Here is a 24,330-nt window from a genome sequence, read left to right on the forward strand (position 1 = left end):
TTGCGTAGCTTCCAGCGACCCACGGGCCGGCCGGGCCGTTCCGTGGTCGCAGGATCCAACGCATTCCGCGCCACCGGCAGGACACGCCGGCGGACGCGGGCGGGGGCGCAGGCGCAGGCGGCGCGGCGCCGGGTCAGTGGCGGGCGCGGTGCTCGCGCGGTCGCGACTGGCGCTCGTACCAGTCGCGCAGCCGGGACCACAGGCCCAGGACCGGTGGCGCGATCCGCACTGTGGCCGGCAGCGCCGCGGCCGGGCGCGCGGGTGCCGGCGCGGCGGCGGCGGCCGGGGCGGGCGTGGCCGCAACCGGCCTCGCCGGAGCCGCCGCCGACCGCGGCGCGGCCGCCTGCGCGATGGACGGCGGCGCCAGCGGTTGCGAGCCGGTGCTGCGACGCCCCGATGGCGGCGAGGTAGGCGGCGGCGGCGATCCACCGCCCACCTCGTCGGCGCCCAGGTCGTACGGGGCCCTGCGGGCCTGACCGTCGATGTCGTCGGTCACCTCGGCCAGCACGGTCCCGGCATCGATCGCCGGGCTGCCTGCGGGCAGGTGGCCGTCGGCGGTCACGCTGTAGTTCGCCTGCTTGCTGTTGGCATCGACGTTCAGCGCATTGCGCCACTGCGACAGGTTGCCCTGGCTGAAGGCCGTGGCCGGCCGGTTGTCGCGGAAGACGCAGCCGTTGCCGTAGCCGTTCCAGTCGGTGCCCGGGGAACCGCTCAGGCCCGACAGCCCGCCCAGCTCGTTCGAGTACCGGATCTCCACGCAGCGGTTGTTGCTCTGGATGATCAGGTTGTTGACGACCTTGGGATTGACGTTGGCAGGCCGCTTGGCTTGGGGTTCCCAGTCCTGGAAGGTGACGCCGAAGTAGATCGCCGAGTGCCCGCCGCTCGCCGCGTTGACGATCGTGTTGTTGGCCACGACGGTGTTCTTCGAGGCATACAGGCCGATGCCCGCGTAGCGCGTGTTGCGCACGACGTTGTTGCGCACGATGCCGTCGATGGCCTCGTAGTAGTCCGGGTTCACCCGCAGGTCGAAGTACTCCGGGCTGGTGTCGAAGCCGGCGAGGATGCCGGCGTCGCCGGTGTTCTCGATCCGGTTGCGCTGGATCACCACGTTGCGGGCGCCGCCCTTGAAGTACAGGCCGGTGGTGGCGGTGTTGTGGATATAGCTGTCCTCGACCACCATGCCGTCGCCGTTGACGTTGTCGATGCCGTCGGCGTTGCTGTCGTCGCGACGGCCGGTGTTGCGGATCTCGACCCGGCGGATGATGGCGCGGTTCGACTTGGGCGTGATCTTGATGCCGTCGCGGCCGGTATCGCGGATCAGCAGGTCCTCCATCACCACGTCCGAGGCGCCGGTCGCCGACGCGGGGCCGCCCTGGTACCAGTCGGTCTGGAGCATGATTCCGTAGTAGTAGCCGCCGCTGATCTCCAGGTTGGCGATGCGACTGCCGGAGGCGCCCGGATCCACCTGGATGCCGACCGAGTTGGCGGTCGACGTGCTGCAGGCAATGTGGGCCCGCTGGCCCGACGGCGAGCGCAGGGTCAGCCGGTGGCGCAGGCGCACGCACTCGTTGTAGGTGCCGTTGAGGACGGTGACGGTGTCGCCGGCGCGCGATGCCGAGATGGCGCGGCCGATGGTCCGGTAGGGACGCGCGCTGCTGCCGTCGGCGCTGGAATCGTTGCCGGAGGTGGAGACGAAGAGTTCGGCCGACCACGCCGGGGCGCTGGCCAGAGCCAGGACCAGGGCGGTCGTCAGGGTGCTGCGTGGCATCGGGGGAATCCCTCGGGCTGTGGCTGTTGCGAGTGCGTTTTCCCCCTGGTTTCCGCGCACCGGCCTCTCGCCCGGCGCACGGCCCGGCGAAATGTGTCACGGCAAAGCTGAACGCGCGAGCCACGGGCGCAAAAGGCCGCCTGCAGCCGCCAGCGCGTACCGGGCTCACGACCCGGGTGTGACCGGGCTCACGCGGCTGCGCAGGCGCCCGGCCGGCCCGGACGGCGGACCCGTCAGATCCGCTTGCGCACCGCCTGGGCCGCGTAGTGGGCGAAGTACCAGCCCGCGCGCACGATCCCCAGCCGCTCGCTCTCGCGGTAGATCCGCCACTGCCAGCGCGCCGCGCGCAGCTTGTTGGCCGACAGCGACCCCGGGCGCACCAGGTACGAGGCGAGGATCCGTTCGGGCGGCGCGCACACCGCCTGTCCCGCCATCCGCACCACCTGCAGCCAGAACGCGTAGTCCTCGTGGCCCATCCGGCTGAAGCGCGGCTCGCCGATCGCGCGGTCGTAGATCCCGGTCAGGTTGCCGATGCAGTTGCCCTTGAGCATCCGCGCGTAGCCCGCCCGTGGCGGCGGCCGGACCCGCGACAGGACCCGTCCCGCCGCGTCCACGCGTTCGTACGCCGCGTAGCCGACCGCGGCCCCTTCCGTGCGCATGGCCGCCAGCTGGATGGCGAGCTTGTCCGGGTACCAGCGGTCGTCACTGTCGAGGAAGGCGATGTAGCGTCCCGTGGCGGCCTCGATGCCGGCGTTGCGGGCGGCGGCGACGCCGGCGTTGCGCGGCTGCCGGATCGGCACCACCCGCGGGTCCTCCGCGGCCAGGCGCTGGACCACGTCCCAGGTGCCGTCGGTGGAACAGTCGTCGACCACCAGCAGTTCGACGTCGGCGTGGGTCTGCGCCAGCGCCGAGCGCATGGAGGCCTCCAGCGTCGCGGTCGCGTTGTAGGCGGGCATCACCACGCTCACCCGGTCCATCCGCAGCTTCCCCTGTCCGGTCGTCCACCTCATGAACGCGGAATGCGGGCGGAACCGGGCACGCGCACGGCGCCCGCGGCCGGAAACCGCGGCGCGATGCGTTCACTGGGGGACGCGTTCCGGCCACCGCCGGCGGGAGAAGCATGCTGTTCGTCGACGATCTCAAGGCCAAGTCCAGGTGGTGCTACGGCGACGACCGTCCGCGCAACCTGCTCAAGACGCTGCTCACCGACGGCACCTTCGCCATGGCCTGCTACCGCGCCATGCAGTGGTCGCAGCGGCACCGGCTGGCGCCGCTGGCGATGCTGTTCAACAAGCTCAACGCCTTCTTCGGCCAGTGCATCATCGGCCGCGGCGCCGAGTTCGGGCCCTGCTTCGTGCTGATCCACAGCCAGGGCGTGGTGATCAACGGCAGCGTGCGCGGCGGCGCGCACGTCTACGTCGAGCACCAGGTGACGATCGGCGCGGAGAAGCAGGCCTCGCCGGTGCTGGGCAGCCACGTGTTCCTCGGCGCGGGCGCCAAGGTGGTGGGCGCGGTCGCGCTGGGCGACTACTGCCGCGTCGGCGCCAACGCCGTGGTGGTGCACGACGTCCCGGCGGGGGCGACGGTCGGCGGGATCCCGGCCCGCGTCCTGCGCCAGCGCGAGCCCGGCCCGGGCGTCGGCGAACCGGGCTGACCGCCGCGCCGCGCTGTCCGGATCCCGCGCATGGCGACGTTGTCCGGAGACAGCGATGCCGTTGGCGTGGACACGCGCCAGCGTCGCGGCGGCACCGCCATCGCGCACCACGCCGCGCCGCCCCGGCCGGAACCCGCCCACCCTGCGCCGCCGCGCCCCGGCGCGGCGTCCACACCCCGCACCGCATGAGAATCCTCGCCCTCACCAACCTCTACCCGAACCCGCTGCAGCCGCACCGGGCCGCGTTCAACCGCCACCGCTTCCGGTTCCTCGCCGAAACGAACGAACTGCGGCTGGTCGCGCCGGTGTCCTGGCGCGAGGAATGGGCGCTGCGCGGACGCGGCGCGAAGATCCCCCGGGGGCGCCGCACCACCTGCGACGGCATCCCGGTCGAACATCCGCGCTACTGGTACACGCCCGGCGTGCTGCGCAGCCAGTACGGGCGCTTCTTCCAGGCCAGCGTCGCCGGGGCGTTCGCGCGCGCGGTGCACGAGCTGGCACCGGACGTGGTGCTCGCGACCTGGGCCTATCCCGACGGCTGGGCCGCGGTGCGACTGGCGCGCCGCCATGGGCTGCCGGTGGTGGTGCTGGTGCACGGCAGCGACGTGCGGCGGATGGACGAATTCCCGGCCCGCGCCCGCGGCACCCGCGAGGCGCTGCGCTCGGCCGACGGGGTGATCGCGGTATCGGCCGACCTGGCCGCGCGCGTGGTCGCGCTGGGCGCCGAGCCGGACCGGGTCGCGACCATCCTCGACGGCGTCGACCGCAGCCTGTTCCACCCGGGCGACCGCGACGCGGCCCGGCGCGGCGTCGGTTTCGACGACGGCCGGCGCCACCTGCTGTTCATCGGCAACCTGCTTCCGGTCAAGGGCGTCGACGTCCTGTTGCAGGCCTGCCAGGCGCTCGCCGCGCAGCGCGACGACTGGTGCCTGCACCTGGTGGGCGACGGCGCCGAGCGCGCGCGCCTGGAGGCGCAGGCGCAGTCCCTGGGGCTCTCCGGGCGCGTGCGCTTCCACGGCAGCCGCGCCCACGCCGAGCTGCCGGCGTGGCTGCGCGCGGCCGACCTGTTCGTGCTGCCCAGCCGTTCGGAGGGCATTCCCAACGTGCTGCTGGAAGCATCGGCCTGCGGGACGCCCTACGTGGCCAGCGACGTCGGCGGCATTCCCGAGATCGCCTCGCTGGGCGCCGGCATCCTGGTCCCGCCCGAGCAGCCCGCGGCGCTGGCCGAGGCGATCGGCCGCGGCCTCGACGCGCCGCCGCCGGCACCGGCCACCGGGCCGCGCGACCGCCGCGAGGCCGTGGCCGAGATCGCGCGTTTCCTCCGCCACAGCGCCGACCGCGCGCGCGTCTCGCGCCTGCTGTCCCCATCCGCCGCCGGTTGACGTTCGAACGGACAGACCCTTCGGCAAGGGCGCACCGCGCCCGCGCATCCGCGAGCACACCCATGCCCGACACCAGCGGCCAGCCGCGCCTGAAGATCCTGTTCCTGCACAAGCAGATCCTGTTCCCGCGCGACACCGGCGGGAAGATCCGCGTGCTGAACCTGCTCAAGCACCTGGCGCGCTGGCACGACGTGACCTACGTATGCAACCTGCGCCGGGGCGAGGAAGCGTTCCTGCCCGAGATGGAGGCGCTCGGCATGAAGGTCGAGGCGGTGCCGGGCGAGGTCTCCCCGCACGGCAGCGCCGGCTTCTACCTCGGCGCGCTCGCCAACCTCGCCTCCTCGCGTCCCTACGCCGTCGACCGCAACTACGATCCCGCGCTGCGGCGCCGGATCGCGGACCTGCTGCGCCGCGAGGCCTTCGATCTGGTGATCTGCGACACCGTGCAGATGGTGCGCCACCTCGCCGGGCTCGAACTGCCGCCCTCGATCCTGTTCCAGCACAACGTGGAGGCGCAGATCCTCGAGCGCCACGCGGAGGTCACCAGCGGCGCCCTGATGCGCGCCTACATGCGCAACCAGTACCGCCGCATGGCCGCGTTCGAGGCCGCGTGCGGCAACCACTTCGACCACGTGATCGCGGTCAGCCGCCAGGACGCGCGGATCTTCGCCGAGCGTTATGGCTGGCGCGACGTCGACGCGATCGACACCGCGGTCGACACCGAACTGTTCGAGCCGCGTCCCGGGGACGAGGTCGAGGGCCGGGTGATGTTCCTCGGCTCGATGGACTGGCTGCCCAACCAGGACGGCATGCGCTGGTTCTGCGAGGAGGTCTGGCCGCGCGTGCGCGAACGCCGTCCCGACGCGACCTTCCAGATCGTCGGCCGCAACCCGCCGCCGTCGGTGCGCGCGCTGGCCGAGCGCCCCGGGATCGAGGTCACCGGTTCGGTGCCGGACGTGCGCCCCTACCTGGCCGCGGCCTCGGTGGTGGTGGTGCCGCTGCTCGTCGGCGGCGGCACCCGGCTGAAGATCTACGAGGCGATGGCGATGGCACGGGCCACGGTCAGCACCACGATCGGCGCCGAGGGCCTGCCGGTCGAGCCCGGCACCCATTACCTGCAGGCCGACGATCCGGAGGCGTTCGCCGCCGACGTGCTGCGCCTTCTCGACGACGCGGATCTGCGGCGCCGGATCGGCGACGCCGCCGACGCCTTCGTCCGCGCGCACTACGGCAGCGAGCCGATCGCCCGCCAGTTCGAGGCGATCTGCCTGGACGTGCTCGCGCGCGTCCGCGAGCGCGGCAGCGTGCGCCGGGCCACGCCCCACCCTTTCCTTTCCAGTAGCGAGCCACTGAAATCATGAGCAATGTTGCGGTGTTCGGCCTGGGCTACGTCGGTTGCGTGACCGGCGCCTGCCTGGCCAGGGACGGTCACTCCGTCATCGGCGTCGACATCGACGCGGACAAGGTGGCCGAGATCAACGCCGGCCAGGCCCCGATCCGGGAAAACGGCCTGGACGAGCTGGTCGCCGGGCAGGTGGCCGCCGGCCGCCTGGCCGCCACCACCGACACCGCCGAAGCGGTGGCGAAGTCCGAGATCGCGATGATCGCGGTCGGCACGCCGTCGATGGACGACGGCAGCGTGACCACCCACGTGCTCGAGGCCGTCATCCGCTCGATCGGCAAGGCGCTGCGCGCCGCGCCCAAGTCCTACCACGTGGTGATCCGCTCGACCCTGCTGCCGGGCCTGCTGGAGACCCAGATGCGGCCGGCGCTGGACGAGGAGCTGGGCCCCGGCTTCCCGGCCGAAGTGGTCCTGTGCAACAACCCCGAGTTCCTGCGCGAGGGCTCGGCGCTCAAGGACTACTACCACCCGCCGTACGTGCTGGTCGGCGCGGAGGACGAGGCGCACGCCCGGCCGGTGCTGGACCTGTACGCCGCGGTTGAGGCCGGCAAGCACGTCACCGACCCGCGCACCGCGGCGCTGGTGAAGTACGCCTGCAACAACTTCCACGCGGTCAAGGTGGCGTTCGCCAACGAGATCGGCGCGGTCGCCAAGGCGATGGGGGCCGACGGCCACGCGGTGATGCGCCTGGTCTGCGAGGACACCAAGCTCAACATCTCGCCGGCCTACATGCGCCCGGGCTTCGCCTTCGGCGGCTCCTGCCTGCCCAAGGACCTGCGCGCGATCAACCGTTTCGCCGAGCACGCGGCGCTGCGCCTGAACCTGCTGCCTTCGGTGATGGCCTCGAACGAGAACCAGCTCAAGCGCGCGCTGAAGATGGTGCGCGACGAGGGCAGCCGCAAGATCGGCCTGGTCGGCCTGAGCTTCAAGAACGGCACCGACGACCTGCGCGAGAGCCCGATGGTCGAGATGGTGGAGACGCTCACCGGCTGGGGCTACTCGGTGAAGATCTACGATCCCAACGTCAGCCTCGGCCGCCTGCGCGGCCGCAACCTGAGCTACATCGACCGCCACCTGCCGCACCTGGCGCAGATGCTGGTGTCGGAACCGGAGGAAGTCCTCGAGCACGCCGAGCTGCTGCTGCTGTGCACCGACGTGGCCAACGCCCACGACTGGCGCGGGCAGGCGAAAGGCCGGGTGTTCGACCTGCGCACCGACCTCGCCCGTCCGGTCGAGCCGGCGCCCGAGGCGCCACGACAGCGGGCCGTCGCTGCCGCCTGAGCCGCGGCGCACAGACCGGTCCCACCTTGCGCGCCCCCGGAACGGGGGCGCGCCGGCATCCGGCCAGGCGATTCCGGGGCCGGCACCGGGTCCTGGCCGCAGGCGGTCAAGCGCCTGAGACCGCACCGATCGCCGTCGCGCGTCGATGCACGACGCATCCGGGCGTCCCCGCCGGGCGGCGGTTTGCTGCCGCGCGGGGCTGGCTCCACCAGCAGACGGCTGCCCGGTCGCACGGCGATGCGGGCCGCCCCGGGCCGTCCACCCGTTCGATCCGGAACCTCGTGGCGCGGGATCGCGGATGTCCGCCGGGAGCAGGCCGCGCCCGACGCGGGGCGCTCGCGGATCAATCGCCGCGGATCAATCAGGGAAGCGCGCCTGCATCCAGTCCTGCAGGCAGGCGAACAGCTTCTCGCGGTGCCTGCGCACGTAGAAGGTGTGGTCGCACTCGGGCCAGTACTCGGTGGCCATGTTCGACGAGCGCATCACCGGGCCGAAAGCCTCCAGCGCCTGGCGGCGGTGGTTGTGGTACGAGGCCACCCCGCCGGTATACAGCAGCAGGACCTGGCAGCCGCGCGCGTCCAGCGCCAGCAGCCGCCTGCTCGCCTCGTCGCGCGTGGGGAAGTCGCGCAGGTCGTCGTTGCCGACCGCGCGCGGCGGCTCGCGCCGCGGCACCAGGCGCCGCCACAGCGCCCGCAGTACGCGCAAGGGATTGAGCAGGCGCGGCAGGTAGTGGCGCAACTTGTGCCCGCGGGTGCGGTAGCTGACCCCGTCGAGCAGGACCAGTCCGGCGACCCGGGGCTCGAGCGGCGCGATGTTGAAGCTGTCGTCGGCGCCCGAGCAGATGCCGCCGAGCACGAACCGGCGCACGCCGGCCTCGCGTTCGAGCAGGGCCATCGCCGCGCGCACCTCGTCGCGCTTGCGGTTGTCGCTGTGCTGGCTCGACAGCGGGCTGTCGCCCAGCCCCGACTGGTCGAAGCGCAGCACCACGTAGCCCTCCGCGGCCAGGCGGCGCGCCATCTGCACGTAGAGCCGGAACGGCCCCATGCGGTGCACCAGGCCGGCGTTGAGCAGGATCAGCGCGGTCGCGCGCGGGGCGCGGCCGGCCGGGAGCGTCGCGACGCCGACCAGGCCGTCGCCGAAGCGGTGGACGCGCTCCTCGTAGCCGCGGTCGGACGGCGCGGACGTGTCGTGCGCCGCTGCGGGCAAGGGCACGGCGGCATGGAGGTTCATGCGGGCATCTCCTGGATCAGGGCGGCGACCTCGGCCACGCTGCGCCGCGGGAACACCTGCGCCTCGAACCGCGAGGCATCGTCCCAGTCGGGCATGTCGGAGGCCTGCAGCACCACGTGCGTGGCCTCGAGGCCGGCCTCGCGCTGGGCGGCGACGAAGGCCTCCGCCCCGTCCATGGCCTCGGCCCAGGTCACCACGGTCACACGGCTGCCGGCCGGCAGCACGGCCTGGCGGAAATCGAGCGCTTCCAGCGCGGCCGGCAGCCCGGGCGACAGGTCGAAGCCCAGCAGTTCGTCCGCGGCCACCGGAGCCCGGCCTTCGCGCAGGTAGCGCCCTGCCGCGGTCAGCTGGACGCGGTGCTGGCCGCGCCATCGCGCCAGCAGCCGCGCGCCCGACAGGCACGGATCCCACAGCACCAGGTCCACGGCCTGGCCGCGCGCCAGCGCCGCGTGCAGCACCGGCAGGCTGGCGCTGCGCAGGGCGAGGATCCTGGGGTCGCCGCCGATGAACGCCTGCGCCCGGCCCAGGTCGCCGGCCATCCCCTCGAGGGTCAGCTCGGCCGAATCGCCCGCGGACTCGCCGCTGCCGTACCAGTCGAAGCGCAGCGCCTGCCCGCCGGACGCGGCCAGCGCGTCGCACACCGTCCACAGGGCGCGCTGGCAGACCACGCCTTCCTGCAGCAGGGGCGCGGGCACCAGCAGCGGACGCCCGGCGCGGGCGTCGGCCCTGGCATGGTGCATGCCGAACAGCCGCCGCGGCGCGTCGCCGAAGTACAGCGCGCGCTCGCCGCGCACGACCTGGGCGACGGACGGGGGCGGCACCGCAGCGGGCGCCGGCACGGCCGGCGCCGGCGCACCGGGCAGCGACTGCAGTGGCAGTTCGGCGGCGAGGTGGGCCAGGGTCTGGGTCGCCAGCGGCATCAGCCGGATGCGGTGTCCGGTCTCGCGCGCCACGCGGCTGGCCATCTTCGCCGCCAGCATCGAGTGGCCGCCCAGGTCGAAGAAGTTGTCCTGCGGGCCGGCTTCCACGCCGAGCAGCGCGGTCCACAGCTCGGCCAGGTACTGCACGCGCGGGTCGGCATGGCGGCCGCCACCCGTGGCCGCCGCGGCCGGCGTGGCCTGCGCCGGCGCCGGCAGCGACTTGCGGTCGACCTTGCCGTTGGGCAGCAGCGGCAGTGCGTCCATCGCCACCACGTGCTGCGGGACCATGTAGGCCGGCAGCGTGCGCCGGAGCGCGGCCTGCAGCGCGGCCTCGTCGGGGCCGGCACCGGCACGCGCCAGGTACACCACCAGGCGCTGGTCGCCCGGTTGGTCTTCGCGCACCACGGCCACCGCGCGCGACACCCCCGGCTGCGCCTCCACCACCGCCTCGATCTCGCCGAGCTCGATGCGGTGGCCGCGCAGCTTGACCTGGAAGTCCATCCGGCCCAGGTGCTCGATCACGCCGTCCTGGCGCCAGCGGGCGCGGTCGCCGGTGCGGTACAGGCGCGGCGGCAGGCCGGTGTCGTGGTCGACCGGGGCGACGTGGTCGGGAATGAACTTCTCGGCGGTCAGTTCCTCGCGGCCGAGGTAGCCCAGGGTCACGCCGGCGCCGCCGATGCACAGTTCGCCCGCCACGCCCGGCGGGCAGACCTGGCCGCGCGCGTCCAGGACCCACACGGTGGTGTTGGCGATCGGCCGCCCGACGTGGATGTCGGGGGCGTCGCCCGGCGCGGCCTCGATCCGGGCGCAGGTGGACCACACCGTGGTCTCGGTGGGGCCGTACACGTTCCACAGTTCCGCCCCCGCCGCAAGCAGGCGCGAGGCCAGTTCGGCCGACATCGGCTCGCCGCCGCACAGCGCGCGGAACTTCCCCTGCGCACGCCAGCCCGCGTCCAGCAGCAGGTGCCAGGTGGACGGCGTGGCCTGCAGCACGGTGACCGATTCACGTGCGAGCAGCGCGGCGAGCTCGTCGCCCTCGAGCGCCTGTTCGCGCGCGGCCAGCACGATCGTCGCGCCCACCGCCAGCGGCAGGAACAGCTCCAGCACCGAGATGTCGAACGAGGTCGTGGTGACCGCGAGCAGCACGTCGTCCGCGTCCAGGCCGGGCGCCTCGCGCATGCTGTCGAGGAAGTTGAGCACCGCGCCGTGCGGCACCGCCACGCCCTTGGGCTTGCCGGTGGAGCCGGAGGTGTAGATCACATAGGCGGCCGCCTCGCGCCCGACCGGGTCGGCGGCGTCGTGCACGGCCGCGGCCGCGTCGATCACCGCCGCATCCGCGTCGAGCAGCACCAGCCGCCCGCGCTCCAGCCCCAGCGGATCGGCCAGCGCGCCCTCGGCCACCACCTGGGCCAGGCCGGCGTCGCTGGCCATGTAGGCCAGGCGGTCGGCCGGATAGGCCGGGTCGAGCGGCACGTAGGCCGCGCCGCAGCGCCATGTCGCCAGCAGCGTGGCGAGCAGGTCGGGCGAGCGCTCCAGGCACACGCCGACCCGGTCTCCCGGCCGCACGCCGCGCGCGCGCAGGGCGCCGGCGATGCGCGCGGCGCGCGCGTGCAGCTGCGCGTAGGTCAGCGCCGTCGTGCCGAAGCGCAGCGCCACCTGGTCCGGCGTGCGCGCCGCCTGCGCGGCGAGCAGGCCATGGGCCGAGCGGTAGGGCGGCAGCGGCCGGGTGGTGGAGTTCCACTCGGCCAGGCGCGCGCGGTCGGACGGGGACAGCAGGTTGGCATCGCCGATGGCCTGGGCCGGGTCCTGGCACAGCGAGCGCAGCAGCGCCTCGAAGCGCTCGGCGATCGCACGCGCCCCCGCGGCGGTGATGATGTCGGCGTTGTAGCCCATCGCCCCCGACAGCCCGGCCGGATGCTCCAGAAACCAGATGCCCAGGTCGTTGGCCATCCCCTTCTGGAACATCAGCAGGTGTTCGTGGGACAGGTCGCCCCAGTTGAGGTTCCTCGCGCGCACGTCCTGGAACGAGAACACCGCCTGGTACACCGGCGAGCGCGAGGGATCACGCGGCACCTGGAGTTCGCGCACCAGCCGTTCGAACGGCAGGTCGGGATACTCGAACGCCTCCACCACGCCGGCCTTGACCTCCTCGACCAGGCGCAGGAACGGCATCGACGGGTCGAGCCTGCGGCGCAGCGGCAGCAGGTTGACGAAGAAGCCCATCACCTTCTCGAGGGCCTCGGTGGGGCGGTTGCGGAACGGCAGTCCCACCACCAGGTCGTCCTGGCCGCTGAGCCGGTGCAGCAGCACGTAGTAGGCCGCCAGCAGGGTCATGAACAGCGTGGCGCCGGCCCGGGTTCCGACCTGGCGCAGGGCCTCGGTGGTGGCCAGGTCCACGTGCACCCAGTCGGTGCCGCCGGTGCCGCTGGCCTTGGCCGGCCGCGGCAGATCCTCGGGCAGGCGCAGCGGTTCTGTCGCACCGTCCAGGTGCCGCTTCCAGAACTCCAGGTGGCGGTCCACCGCCCCGCCCGCGAGCGCGTCCGCGCGCCAGGCCGCATATTCGGTGTAGGTGGTCTCCAGCGGCGGCAGCGGCGAGGGCCGGCCGGCGGCGAAGGCCTCGTACAGCGCCGACATCTCGGTGTAGAGGATGTCGAACGACCACCCGTCCCAGATCACGTGGTGGGTCATGAAGTACAGGACGTGGTCGTCCTCGGCCAGCCGGTACAGCCGGGCCCGGAACAGCGGCGCGCGGTCGAGCTGGAACGGCACCGCGGTCTGCGCCTCGAGGTCGTCGTACAGCGCACGCATGCGCGCGTCCTCGGGCAGGTGCGACAGGTCGAGCGGTGGCAGCAGCGGCACGTCGACCTCGTCGAGCACCTTCTGCCGGGGGCCATCGTCGTCCTCGACGATGATGGTGCGCAGCGCCGGCTGGCGACGCACCATCTCGGCGAAGGCGCGGGCGAAGGCCTGCTCGTCCATCGGCCCGCGCAGGCGGTGCGCCGACGGGGTGTTCCAGGTCACGCCGCCCGGCTCGATCTGCTCGAGGATCCACAGCCGCTCCTGCATCGGGGTGAGTGGCGCGGTGGATGGATCGGCGAGCTTCGGGATCGTCGGCGCGGCGGCCTGCGCGACGCCGGCGCGGGCGCGCAGCAGCTCGCTGAGCTGGCGCGCGGTCGGCGCGTCGAACAGCTGGCGCAGTGACACCGTGGTCGCCAGTTCGCGCCCCAGGCGCGCGCACAGCTGCGCGGCCAGCAGCGAGTGCCCGCCTGATTCGAAGAACCCGTCGTCCATGCCCAGCTGCGGGCGGCCGAGGATCTGCCGCATCGCGCCGAGCACCTGCGCCTGCAGCGCATCCTCGGGCGGCGTGACCGCCGCCGGCACTTCGGGCTGGGCCGCGGCGATGGGCGCCGGCAGCGACTTGCGGTCGACCTTGCCGTTGGGCAGCAGCGGGATCGCGTCCAGGCGCACGAAGTGTTGCGGCACCATGTAGTCGGGCAGGCTTGCCCTGAGGTGCGCGACCAGATCGGCGTCGGACGCCCCATGCCCCGGTGCCGGCACGACATAGGCCACCAGGCGCACGTCGCCCGGCCGGTCCTCGCGCGCCATCGCCACCGCCCGCGCCACGCCCGGGTGGACGAGCAGCTGGCTCTCGATCTCGCCCAGTTCGATGCGGTAGCCGCGCACCTTGACCTGGAAGTCGAGCCGGCCCATGTGCTCGAGCTGGCCGTCCGTGCGCCAGCGGCCGCGGTCACCGGTGCGGTACAGCAGCGGCTGCGCGATGCCGGTGCCGAAGCCACGGCTGGCGTCGGCGAAGGCGTCGGGCAGGAAGCGTTCGGCGGTCAGCTCCGGGCGCGCCAGGTAGCCCAGGGTGACGCCTTCGCCACCGATGCAGATCTCGCCCGGCACGCCCAGCGGGCATGGCTGGCCGTGCTCGTCGAGGATCCAGACCTGGGTGTTGGCGATCGGGCGGCCGATGTGGATGTCCGGCAGCGCGCCGGCGGCGGCCGGCTGCACGCAGGTGGCGGTCGACCAGACCGTGGTCTCGGTCGGCCCGTACAGGTTCCACAGCTCGCCGCAACGCGCCAGCAGCGCCTGGGCCAGGTCCGGCGGCAGCGGTTCGCCTCCGCACATCGCCTTGAAGCCGGCGCTACCCTGCCAGCCGGCCTCGAGCAGCAGGCGCCAGGTGGCGGGCGTGGCCTGCATCGCCGTGATGCCGGCCTCGCGCAGCAGGTCGACCAGGGCCAGGCCGTCGATCGCGCTCTCACGCCCGGCAAGCACGATCTCGCCACCCACGCTCAGCGGCAGCATCAGTTCCAGCACCGCGATGTCGAACGACAGCGTGGTCACCGCCAGCAGGCGGTCCTGCGCGTCCAGCCCGGGCTCGGACTGCATCGAGGCGATGAAGTTCGATACCGCCCGGTGCGGCACCACCACGCCCTTCGGGCGGCCGGTGGAGCCGGAGGTGTAGATGACGTAGGCCGGGGACTCGGGATCGGCCGCGCCGGCGTCGCGGCCCAGCCGCGTGGCCGGCAGCGCCTCGAGCTCGTCGGCCAGGGCATCGAGCGCCAGCACCGGCCGCCCGCGCAGGTCGAAGCGCGCGGCATGGGCCTGCTGGGTGACCAGCGCGGCCAGGCCGGCATCGCCGGCCATGTAGGCCAGGCGGTCCGCGGGGAAGCCGGGGTCGAGCGGCACGTAGCCGGCGCCGGACTTCAGGATGCCCAGCAGTGCGGCAACCATGTCGGTGCCGCGGTCCATGGCCAGACCGACCAGGGCGCCCTTCTGCACGCCGTGCCCGCGCAGCAGGCGGGCGATCCGGTTGGCACGCGCTTCGAGTGCGGCGTAGTCCAGGCAGCCGTCCGGAGCGCTCAGGGCGAGGCGCGACGGTTCCCGGTCGCACTGCCGTTCGAACAGCTCGTGCATCCGGCACTCGCGGTCGAACGGCGTCGGCGCCGGCTGCAGCGCGGCCAGCTCGGCGAACAGTGCGCAATCCACCAGCGGCAGCCGCGCGATGGGCTCGTCGGGCGCCTCGCAGGCCTTGCGCAGCAGGCACTCGAACGCCGACAGCCAGCGGCGCACGGTCGCGGCATCGAACAGGTCGGTGTTGTACTGGGTTTCCAGCCGCAGCCGCCCTTCCACCTGCACCGCGTTGATCGACAGCTCGAAGTTCTCGTAGCTGCGCGGGTTGGTGGTGAAGTCGAGCTCCAGGCCCGGGAAACCGCTGCGCTCCTGGTCCAGCGCCTGGTCGATGTTGAACATCACGCTGACCAGCGGCAGGCGTGCGGGATCGCGCGCCATGTGCAGCTTCTTGAGCAGCGTGCCGAAGGTGTAGCGCTGGTGTTCGATCGCGTCCAGCAGCAGGGTCTGCGCGCCATCGAGCACGTGGGCGAAGCTCTGCTCGGGCGCGAGCTCGAACTTCAGCGGCAGCAGATTGACGCAGTGCCCGACCAGGTGCTCGTGGCCGTCCACCGACTGTCCCGCGGCCGGGATACCCACCACCACCTCGGATTGCCCGGCCACGCGCGACATCAGGGTCGCGAACGCACCCAGCAAGGTGGCGAACAGGCTGGCACCGCGGCGCGCGCCCATGCGCCGCACCGCGGACACGAGCTCGGCGTCGAGCACGTAGTCCTCGCGCCGCGAGGAGAAAGTGCGCCGGGCCGGTCGCGGCCGGTCGGTGGGAAGGTCGAGCACCGGCGGGGCGCCGGCGAACCGGGACAGCCAGTACTGCTCGTCCTCGACGCTCCCCGGCGAACCGGGGCGCATCGCCTCGGCCAGTGCGTAGTCGGCGAAGCTCTCGGCCGGCGGCAGCGCGGAAGCGGCCTCGTCGCCGCGCGCATAGGCCGTCCCCAGCTCCCGCACCAGCACCCACCACGACCAGCCATCGCACACGATGTGATGCGCGTGCATCAGCAGCACGTGTTCCTGCGGCGACAGCTTCAGCAGCTCGGCCCGGAACAGCCGCCCCTGGGCGAGGGCGAACGCGGTCTCCACGCCGGCACGGCGGCGCTGGGCCAGCGCGGCCTCGCGCCCGGCCTGCGGCAGCTGCGACAGGTCGACGACCTCCAGCGGCAGCGGCGCCGGCTCGAGCACGCAGAACGTTTCCCCGTCGGGACCGAAACTGGCGCGCAGCGCGTCGTGGCGGTCGACCACCAGCTGCAGCGCACGCTGGAGCCGGGCCACGTCCAGCGGCCCGCGCAGCTGCAGCGAAACCGACTCGTTGTAGGCCAGCGACGCGTCCTCACCCAGCTGCGCCGCCAGCCACAGCTCGCGCTGCGGCTCGGTGGTCGGGACCACCCGCGCCAGCGCCCCGCCCGCGAACGGGTCGTAGTCGACCGCGCTCACGTTCCTCCCGCGCCCGTCCGCCATGCCGTTCAGGCCTCGACCTTCAGGTAATGTCCGGGCTCGCCCGGGCTCGGGACGTACCACGCCGGCCGTCCCTCCGGATCCCGACCCAGCCTGGCGCCGGGGACCACCGGCCGCGCGGCGTCCATGACCTTCCCCGGCGGAACCGCCGCGCGCGGCAGCAGCTCGGCCTCCTGCAGCTCCAGCACCGACTCCTTCCACGCCTCGGTGATGGCCCGGAATTCGGCCTCGCCATGCGCGGTGGTGAAGAAGCAGGGGAAGTTGTCGAGGATATGGATGCCGCGGCTGCGCATCATCGCGAACAGCAGGTCCTGCAGCGGGTAGTCTTCCTCGAAGTGGGTGCGCCACAGCGAGGCGAACTGCTTGACCCGCACCGGTGCGCCCACCTGCTCGGCGAACGCGTTGAGCTCGGCGGCCATGGCCGCGGTGCGCTCGTTGAGCCGCTGCTGCAGCGCCGGGCCCTCCTGCTGCATGTGCAGCAGCGAGGCGTGCGCGGCCGCCAGGGTCAGCGGATGGCGGACGAAGGTGCCGGCGAAGTAGGTCACGCCCACGGTCGGCGTGGAGGCGTCGCCGTACTGCCAGGACCCGCCGTCGAGCGCGTCCATGAACTCGCGCTTGCCCGCGATCACGCCGATCGGGTAGCCGCCGCCCACGACCTTGCCGTAGGTGGCGATGTCGGCGCGGATGCCGAACAGCGCCTGGGCGCCACCGGGATGCGAGCGGAAGCCGGTGATGACCTCGTCGAAGATCAGCGCCGCGCCTGCCTGGGCGGTGATCGCGCGCACTTCCTTCAGGAACTCGACCGGCTGGAAGTCCGGGCGGCGGCTCTGCACCGGCTCGACCAGCACCGCGGCCAGCTCGTGCGCGCGCTCGCGGATGACCTGCAGCGTCTCGGGCGTGCCGTAGTCGAGCACCAGCACGTTCTCCGAGGTGTTGCGCAGGATGCCCGGGGCGGCCGGCACCGAGCGCAGCTTCTTCGTGCCGCGCACGATCACCTCGTCGTTGATGCCGTGGTAGGAGCCCGAGAACACCACGATCTTCTCGCGCCCGGTCACGGTGCGGGCGATGCGCATCGCGCCGAGTACCGCTTCCGAACCGGTGTTGCACAACGCGGCGCGATCCTGCCCTGTCAGCTCGCACACCAGGCGGCAGACTTCGCCGGCCAGCGGATGCATCGGGCCGATCTCGTAGCCCGCATCGATCTGGCGCTTGACCGCCTCGACCACGAAATCGGGCTGCCAGCCGAACAGGCTGGTGCCGAAGCCGTTGAGCGCATCGACGTACTCGTGGCCGTCGATGTCCCACACCCGCGGGCCCTTCGAGCGCTCGACCACGATCTGGTACACGATCTCCTTGGTCAGCGGTCGGAAGCCCGTGACCACACGCGGATCGGCCATGTGCGGGCGGTGCTGCCGGGCGTAGGCCTTGGACTTCGGCGTGCGCTCGACGTAGCGGCGGATGAAGGCATCCAGGCGCGCGCGCTGGTGCGGGTTGAGCTCGGCGCCGCCGGCGGTGTCGATGCGGGCGATCGCGCCAAAGGCCTTCTTGACGTCGTAGCGGTTCGGCGCGGCATCCTCGTCGCCGGTCCGGGCGTCCGCTTCGGCCGCGACCGGCGAAGCCGCGGCCGCGACGGGCACCACCGGTGCCGGCGCGGTCTGTGGCTGCGCGGGCGACGCGGCGGCGGCCCCCGGCACGCCGGGCGCGGCGCCGGCCAACAGCGCCAGCTGCTGCTGCATCAGCTGCATCTGCTGCGCGATCAGGCTGCGCAGGCCATCGCCGTCGGCCAGCGGCGGCATGGGCGCGGCGAACGCCGCCGGGGCCGCCACCACCGCCGGCATCGCCGCGGCGGCCACGGCCGGTGCCTGTGCGACCGGGGCAGGCGCCGGCACCGCGGCGGCAGGCGCGGCCTCCGGCGCGGCCTCGGGCGGCAGCTGCGCATCGAGCGCGGCCACCAGGCGGTCCAGGCTGGCGTACTCGCCCATCAGCTGGCGGAAGCTGATCTTGACCCCGAAGGTCTTCTGCAGCTGCAGCGCCACCTGGGTCAGCATCAGGCTGTCCAGGCCCAGTTCGATGAAGTTGGCATCGCCATCGGCGTCCGACAGGTCGAAGCCGGCCACGTCCTCGAACACTTCCTTGAGCTGCCCGGACAGGCGCGGACGACGGTCGACGGGGGGCGGGGCGGGAGGGGCGACGACGGACATCAAGGGCTCCGGGGCCGCGCGGGCGGCGATGGCGGGGTGGGGAACGACGTTGCTGGCGGCTGCGACCGCCGGCTCTACCCAATAACGCGATTTCTCGAACGGATAGGTCGGCAGGCGAACCCGCAGGCGTCGCCGGCGGCGGTCGAGCACCGCCGGATCGAGCGCCACGCCGCTGGCCCACAGCTGTCCAAAGGCCTCCAGCAGGGCCACGTGTTCGCCCTGCGGCTCCGCCCCCAGCGAGGCCACGGCGGCCACCTTCTTCTCCTGCAACAACGGCTGCTGGCGCACCAGGGAGACCAGCGTGTTGCGCGGACCGACCTCGAGCAGCGCCCGGCCGGAGCCGGCTTCGAGCAGGCGCGCGGCGGCGGCCGAGTAGCGCACCGGCTCGCGCAGGTGGCGGGCCCAGTAGTCGGGCGAGGTGGCCTCGCCCGCCCCGAGCCAGTCGCCGGTTGCCGTGGAAACGATCGGGATCGACGGCGCCTGCAGCGCCAGGGCCGCGACCTCGGCCCGGAACGGCGCCACGGCGCCGTCCATCATCGCCGAGTGGAACGCGTGCGAGGTCCGCAGCAGGCGGCAGGCGACGCCCTCGCCTTCCAGCCGCTGCTGGAACCCGGCGACCTCCTCGTGCGGGCCGGCCACCACGCAGGCGCCCGGCGCGTTCTCGGCCGCCAGCGACAGCGTCGCCGGCAGGCGCGGCTGCAGCGCGTCGAGCGGCATGCGCACCGACAGCATCGCGCCGGTCGGCTGCGCCTGCATCAGGCGGCCGCGGCGCGCCACCAGGCGCAGCGCGTCGGGCAGTTCGAACACGCCGGCCAGGGTGGCGGCGACGAACTCGCCCACGCTGTGGCCGACCATCGCCACCGGCTGCAGGCCCTGCGCCATCCACCAGCGCGCCAGCGCGTATTCGATGGCGAAGATCGCCGGCTGCATGATCGAGGTCGGCAGCAGCGCCTCGGCGTCGTCGCCGAACACGAGCCCGCGCAGGTCCAGGCCGGGCTCGTCGGCCAGCACCGCGGCGCAGGCATCGAAGGCCTCGCGGAATGCGGGCTCGCGCGCGTGCAGTTCGCGGCCCATGCCCGCGTACTGGCAGCCCTGGCCGGGGAACAGGAACACCACCCCGCCCTCGCGCGCCGGCTTGCCCTTGAGTGCGGCCGAGGCGAGCTCGGCGCTGCGCAGGCGCGCCACCGCGTCCGCGGCATCGGCGGCCACCACGGCCAGGCGGTGCGGGAACCTCTTGCGGCCCACCGCCAGGGTCCAGGCGACGTCGGCGAGGTTCGCCTGCGGCTCGGCCTCCAGGTGCGCGGCGAGCCGCGCGGCCGATTCGGCCAGCGCCGCCGGCGTGCGCGCCGACAGCACCAGCAGCTGCGGTCCTTGCGCGGCATCGGACGGCGGAATCTCCGGCGGTTCCTCCATCACCACGTGGGCGTTGGTGCCGCCCACGCCGAACGAACTCACGCCCGCGCGGCGGGGCGACATGCCTTCCGGCCATGGCAACAGCTCGCCGCTGGGGCGGAACGGCGTCGCGGCGAAGTCGATCACCGGATTCGGCCGGCTGAAATGCGCGGTCGGCGGGATGAGGCCGTGCTGCAGCGCGTACGCGCTCTTGATCACGCCGGCGGCGCCGGCGGCCATCAGGGTGTGGCCGATGTTGCTCTTGACCGAGCCGACGATGCAGAAGCCGTTGTCGCGCGTGCCGAGCCTGAACGCACGGGTCAGGCCCTCGATCTCGATCGGATCGCCCATCGGCGTCGCGGTGCCGTGGGTCTCGACGTAACCGATCGTGCGCGGGTCGACGCCGGCGTCGGCGTGCGCCATCGCGATCACCGCCGCCTGGCCTTCGCTGCTGGGCGCGGTGAAGCTGGCCTTGCCGGCGCCGTCGTTGTTGATCGCCGCGCCGCGGATCACTGCATACACCGGATCGCCGTCGGCCAGCGCGTCGGACAGGCGCCGCAGCAGCACCACCGCGGCGCCGTCGCTGAACACCGTGCCGGTGGCATCGGCGTCGAAGCTGCGGGTGCGGCCGTCGGCCGAGAGCATCCCGCCTTCCTGGTACAGGTGGCCGCTGGCCACCGGGCAGGTGATGGCGATGCCGCCGGCCAGGGCCATGTCGCAGCGCCCGCCGCGCAGGCTGTCGACCGCCTGCACGATCGCCACCAGCGAGGTCGAACAGGCCGTGTGCACGCTGACCGCCGGGCCGGTGAGGTTGAGCTTGTGGGCGACGCGGGTGGCGATGTAGTCCTTCTCGTTGCCCAGCATCACCTGGAACGCGCCCAGCCGTTCGACCAGTTCCGGGTGCGCGGATACGTTGCGCTGGAAGTAGCTGGCGTTGTACATGCCGGCGAACACGCCGACCGGCACCGTGGTCGCATCCGGCACGTGGCCGGCGCGTTCGATGCACTCCCAGCACAGCTCCAGGAACACCCGCTGCTGCGGGTCCATGAGCTCGGCCTCCTTCGGCGCGATGCCGAAGAACGCCGCGTCGAAGCGGTCGTAGCCGTCGAACACGCCGCGCGCCGGCACGTAGGCCGGGTCGGCGCGCAGCGAGGCGGGAATCGACGGATCAAGCGTGTCGGCGCTGAAGCGGGTGATGCCGTCTCGGCCCTCGCACAGCGCCTGCCACAGCGCTTCCACCGAGGCCGCGCCCGGGAAGCGCCCGGCCATGGCCACGATCGCGATCGGCTCGTCGTCGTTGCGCCGGCCGCGGGCCAGGCGCGCCGCCAGCGGGTCTTTCGCCCCGCCCTCGATCTCCGCGGCCAGCAGCGCCGGGGTCGGCGCCCGGAAAAGCGCGGTCGGCGGCACGTCGCCCACGCCCTCGCGGCGCGCGGCCTCCAGCACGCGGATCGCGAGCAGCGAGGTTCCGCCCAGTTCGAAGAAGCTGTCGTCGCGGCCGAGGTCCTCGAGGTCGAGCACGTCGGCGAAGATCCGGCACAGCGCGGCCTCCACCGGCGTGCGCGGCGCCGCGTACGGACCCGCCCACTCCGGGCGCCCGCGCCCGGGCCTGGGCAGCGCCTTGCGGTCGAGCTTGCCGTTGGGCGAATGCGGCAGCGCGTCGAGCTGCACGTAGCCCACCGGCACCATGTAGTCGGGCAGCTCGGCCGCGAGCTGCCGGCGCAGCGCGTCGACGTCGACCGGCGCAGCCGGATCCACCGGCGAGAAGTACGCCACCAGGCGCTTGAGCCCCGGCACGTCCTCGCGCGCCAGCACGCCGGCCTCGCGCACGCCCGGGAACGCCATCAGGCGCGCCTCGATCTCGCCCAGCTCCACCCGGAAACCGCGGATCTTGACCTGGAAGTCCTGGCGGCCGAGGTACTCGATGCTGCCGTCGGGCAAGCGCCGGCCGAGATCGCCGGTGCGGTACATGCGTGCATCGCCGCCGGCGTGCGGATCGGGCAGGAAGCGTTCCGCGGTCAGGTCCTCGCGCGCGAGGTAGCCGCGTGCGACCACCGGGCCGCCGAGGTACAGCTCGCCCACCGCGCCGTCGGGCAGCGGGCGGCCCTGGGCGTCGAGCACGTATACGCGCGCGTTGGCGATCGGCCAGCCGATGCCCGGCAGGCGCGGCCATGACGCCGGATCCGGCCCGAGCTGGAGCGCGGTCACCACGTGGGTCTCGGTCGGCCCGTAGTGGTTGTGCAGGCGGCAACCCGGCAGGTGCTCGAAGAAGCGTACGATCTTGGGCTCGATTCGCAGCTGTTCGCCGGCGGTGATCACCTGGCGCAGCGCGCAGTCGAGCGGCGCGCCTGCCGGCAGCGTGGCCAGGTGCCCGTCCAGGCCCTCGGCCAGCATCTGCAGCGCGAAGTACGGCAGGAACATGCGCTCGATGCGCGAGCGCACGATGAACTCGAACAGCTTGCCCGCGCTCAGGCGCGTGTCCTGGTCGATCAGGTGCAGTTCGCCGCCGTTGGCCAGCGTGGCGAAGGTTTCCTGGAAGGCGACGTCGAAGCCGAGCGCGGCGTACTGCAGGGTGCGCAACGGCTGGTCGTTGCCGGGCTCGCGCAGCTGCCACTGGACCAGGTTCACCAGCGGCCCGTGTGGCATCGCCACGCCCTTGGGCTTGCCGGTCGAGCCCGAGGTGTAGAGCACGTAGGCGAGGTTCGCGGCGCCGACCGGGCATTCATCCGCGTCGAGGTCGCGGGCATCCAGCGACGCCCAGGTCGCAGCGTCGGCGACCATGTCCACCACCGCCAGCGACGGCGGCAGTTCGCCCAGCACCTCGCGCGCCGGGTGTTCCATGCCGGCCATGGTCAGCAGCACGCGCGGCGCGGCGTCGGACACGGTGTAGGCCAGGCGTTCGGCGGGATAGGTCGGGTCCAGCGGCACGTAGGCGCCACCGGCCTTGAGCACGGCCAGCAGGCCCAGCACCACCTCGATCCCGCGCTCGACGTAGATCGCCACGCGCTCGTCCGGACCCACGCCCAGCGCGCGCAGACGGCGCGCCAGGCGGTTGGCCTGCGCGTCGAGTTCCGCGTAGGTCAGGCGGTGGTCGCCGTGCACCAGCGCGGTCGCGTCGGGCGTGCGCGCGGCCTGGGCCTCGAACAGCCGGTGCACCGCATCCACCGGCGGGACATCCACCGCCCTGGCCTGGTCCCGCGCCAGCACCACGGCGGCCTGGGCCGCATCGAGCAGCGCGGGGGCCTCGATCCCGGCCTCGGGCGCGTCGACCAGCGCGCGCAGCAGGTTGCACCAGGCGTCGAGCCACTGCCGCGCGGCCTGCTCGTCCAGCAGCGAGGTCGCGAACCACAGCGCCACCGGGATCGGTCCGTCGTCGCCGGCGCTGCCCAGCCCCAGCCCCACCAGGGTCGCACCGTCGCGCGGCGCCAGCGCTACGCCGTCGGCGAACATCGCCTGCCAGGCGCGCGCGGCCTCGCCTTCGGCCGCCAGTTCCGATGCATGCGCGCGCGCCTGCGCCAGCGCCTCGCCGGCCAGGGCGATGCCGTCGGCCAGGGTCGCGGCCTGCCCGAAGCGCAACCGCAGCGGCAGCGCGGTGCCATCGGAGCCGAGCCGTTCGACCACGAGGTCGGCCTGGGTCGAGAGCCTGCGCAGGAGGATCGCGAATGCCGCAAGGCAAAGGGTGCCGATCGCGTCGCCTGCGCCCCCGGCCGATGCCCGCAGCCGCGCTGCCAGTGCGGCATCGATGGCGCATTCCACCCGACCGGATCCGCCGGCATCGCCTGCGGTCGTCAATCCAATCGACTCCGGCGCATCGGCCAGTGCCCGCTGCCAGTATCCAGACATCCCGTCCATCGATCCGCATTCCCGTTCCGGCATCCGCCGGTTCCTGCACTGCAAACGGGATCAGGGACGGCACAAGGCCAGCCCGGCACGCGCTCAGCGGTCCGCCAGCGGCTCCAGCAGGCAGGGGGCAGCGTCGGGCACCGAGGCCAGGGCCAGCACCCAGCCACGCCCACCGTCCAGTGCCTGCAGCCGGACCGCACGCCCGCCGAACACGGGACCGGGCAGCGGCAGCGCGACACCTTCGGGAGCCTGGAACCGGTCCATTTCCAGTTCCAGCCCGATCCCCGCGGCCTTGAGCAGGGCCTCCTTGCGCACCCAGAGCCGGAGCAGTGCGTGACCGCGCGCGTCGGCCGCGGCGGGCAGCGCGCGGCGCTCGAGCGGGTGCGCCACCCGTTCCTCCAGTTCGGGCATGTCCCGGGCCCGGTCGGCAGGTTCCAGGTCGACGCCGACCGGACCGGTGGCGGTCAGCGCCAGCGCTGCCCGCTCGCCGGCGTGGCTGAGGCTGGTGTGCAGGCGGGCATCGGCCAGGCAGGGGCGGCCGCGTTCGTCGCGCGCCAGCTCCACCCGGGCCGGCGGCAGCCCCAGCAGCTCGGCGATCCACAGCCGCTGCAGGGCGTAGGCCGCGAGCAGGGCGTCCCGGTTGCCGGGGATCCGCTGCCGCGTCGCGCGCGCCGCGGCCTCGGCGCCGACCAGCGCCTCGATCCCCTCGAGCAGCGGCCGCCAGGCCCCGAGGTCGAACACCGCCACCGCAACCCCGGTCTCCAGGTTGATCCGCCGTCGCGCACCGGGCCTGCGGGCGAACGCCAGCGCGAACGGGTGCTGCTCGGACGGTTGCGGGGCACGTTGCCAGGGCATCGCACGGCATCGTCGCAGCCGCCGCCTGGGGCGGCAAGCGCC

General features: G+C 73.3%; 10 protein-coding genes. 4 read left to right on the top strand and 6 right to left on the bottom strand.

What is annotated here, in order from left to right; genetic code table 11:
• Positions 1–133: 133 nt before the first annotated feature.
• Positions 134–1,768, bottom strand: coding sequence for a right-handed parallel beta-helix repeat-containing protein (locus FQY79_RS01465; RefSeq protein WP_146310079.1), 1,635 nt, complete (start codon positions 1,766–1,768; stop codon positions 134–136).
• 233 nt (positions 1,769–2,001) lie between these two features.
• Positions 2,002–2,778 carry a glycosyltransferase family 2 protein gene (locus FQY79_RS01470; protein WP_146310080.1) on the bottom strand — a complete coding sequence of 259 codons (777 nt, stop codon included), beginning with the start codon at positions 2,776–2,778 and terminating at the stop codon, positions 2,002–2,004.
• A 110-nt stretch (positions 2,779–2,888) separates the two neighbouring features.
• On the opposite strand from FQY79_RS01470, the gene FQY79_RS01475 reads away from it, so the two are divergent.
• The 4 genes from FQY79_RS01475 (at position 2,889) to FQY79_RS01490 (ending at position 7,487) form a co-directional block, all read left to right on the top strand.
• Positions 2,889–3,422, top strand: a complete 534-nt coding sequence (locus FQY79_RS01475; RefSeq protein ID WP_146310082.1) for a serine O-acetyltransferase — start codon at positions 2,889–2,891, stop codon at positions 3,420–3,422.
• Positions 3,423–3,607: 185 nt separating this feature from the next.
• On the top strand, positions 3,608–4,804 hold the full coding sequence (locus tag FQY79_RS01480; protein WP_146310084.1) for a glycosyltransferase: 1,197 nt from the start codon (positions 3,608–3,610) through the stop codon (positions 4,802–4,804).
• A gap of 62 nt (positions 4,805–4,866) precedes the next feature.
• The gene (locus FQY79_RS01485; RefSeq protein WP_146310086.1) at positions 4,867–6,165 is read left to right on the top strand and encodes a glycosyltransferase; all 1,299 of its coding nucleotides are present in this window, start codon (positions 4,867–4,869) and stop codon (positions 6,163–6,165) included.
• Positions 6,162–7,487 carry a nucleotide sugar dehydrogenase gene (locus FQY79_RS01490; protein WP_146310088.1) on the top strand — a complete coding sequence of 442 codons (1,326 nt, stop codon included), beginning with the start codon at positions 6,162–6,164 and terminating at the stop codon, positions 7,485–7,487. Before FQY79_RS01485 ends, FQY79_RS01490 begins: the two co-directional genes overlap by 4 nt.
• 357 nt (positions 7,488–7,844) lie before the next feature.
• Here the strand turns inward: FQY79_RS01490 and FQY79_RS01495 are convergent, their stop codons facing one another.
• The 4 genes from FQY79_RS01495 to FQY79_RS01510 all read right to left on the bottom strand — a co-directional run bounded on the left by FQY79_RS01495 (position 7,845) and on the right by FQY79_RS01510 (position 24,288).
• Positions 7,845–8,717: a serine aminopeptidase domain-containing protein gene (locus FQY79_RS01495; protein ID WP_051322772.1), complete on the bottom strand. Its 873-nt coding sequence runs from the start codon at positions 8,715–8,717 to the stop codon at positions 7,845–7,847.
• Positions 8,714–15,979 carry a non-ribosomal peptide synthetase gene (locus FQY79_RS01500; protein ID WP_186759682.1) on the bottom strand — a complete coding sequence of 2,422 codons (7,266 nt, stop codon included), beginning with the start codon at positions 15,977–15,979 and terminating at the stop codon, positions 8,714–8,716. Before FQY79_RS01500 ends, FQY79_RS01495 begins: the two co-directional genes overlap by 4 nt.
• Before the next feature lie 29 nt (positions 15,980–16,008).
• Entirely contained in the window at positions 16,009–23,433 is a 7,425-nt protein-coding gene (locus FQY79_RS01505) for a polyketide synthase (protein ID WP_146310091.1), read from the bottom strand.
• Positions 23,434–23,526: 93 nt separating this feature from the next.
• Positions 23,527–24,288 carry a 4'-phosphopantetheinyl transferase family protein gene (locus FQY79_RS01510; protein WP_146310093.1) on the bottom strand — a complete coding sequence of 254 codons (762 nt, stop codon included), beginning with the start codon at positions 24,286–24,288 and terminating at the stop codon, positions 23,527–23,529.
• Between the last annotated feature and the right edge of the window lie 42 nt (positions 24,289–24,330).

Origin of the sequence: Luteimonas wenzhouensis, from assembly GCF_007859305.1 — a bacterium.
Taxonomy (GTDB): domain Bacteria; phylum Pseudomonadota; class Gammaproteobacteria; order Xanthomonadales; family Xanthomonadaceae; genus Luteimonas; species Luteimonas wenzhouensis.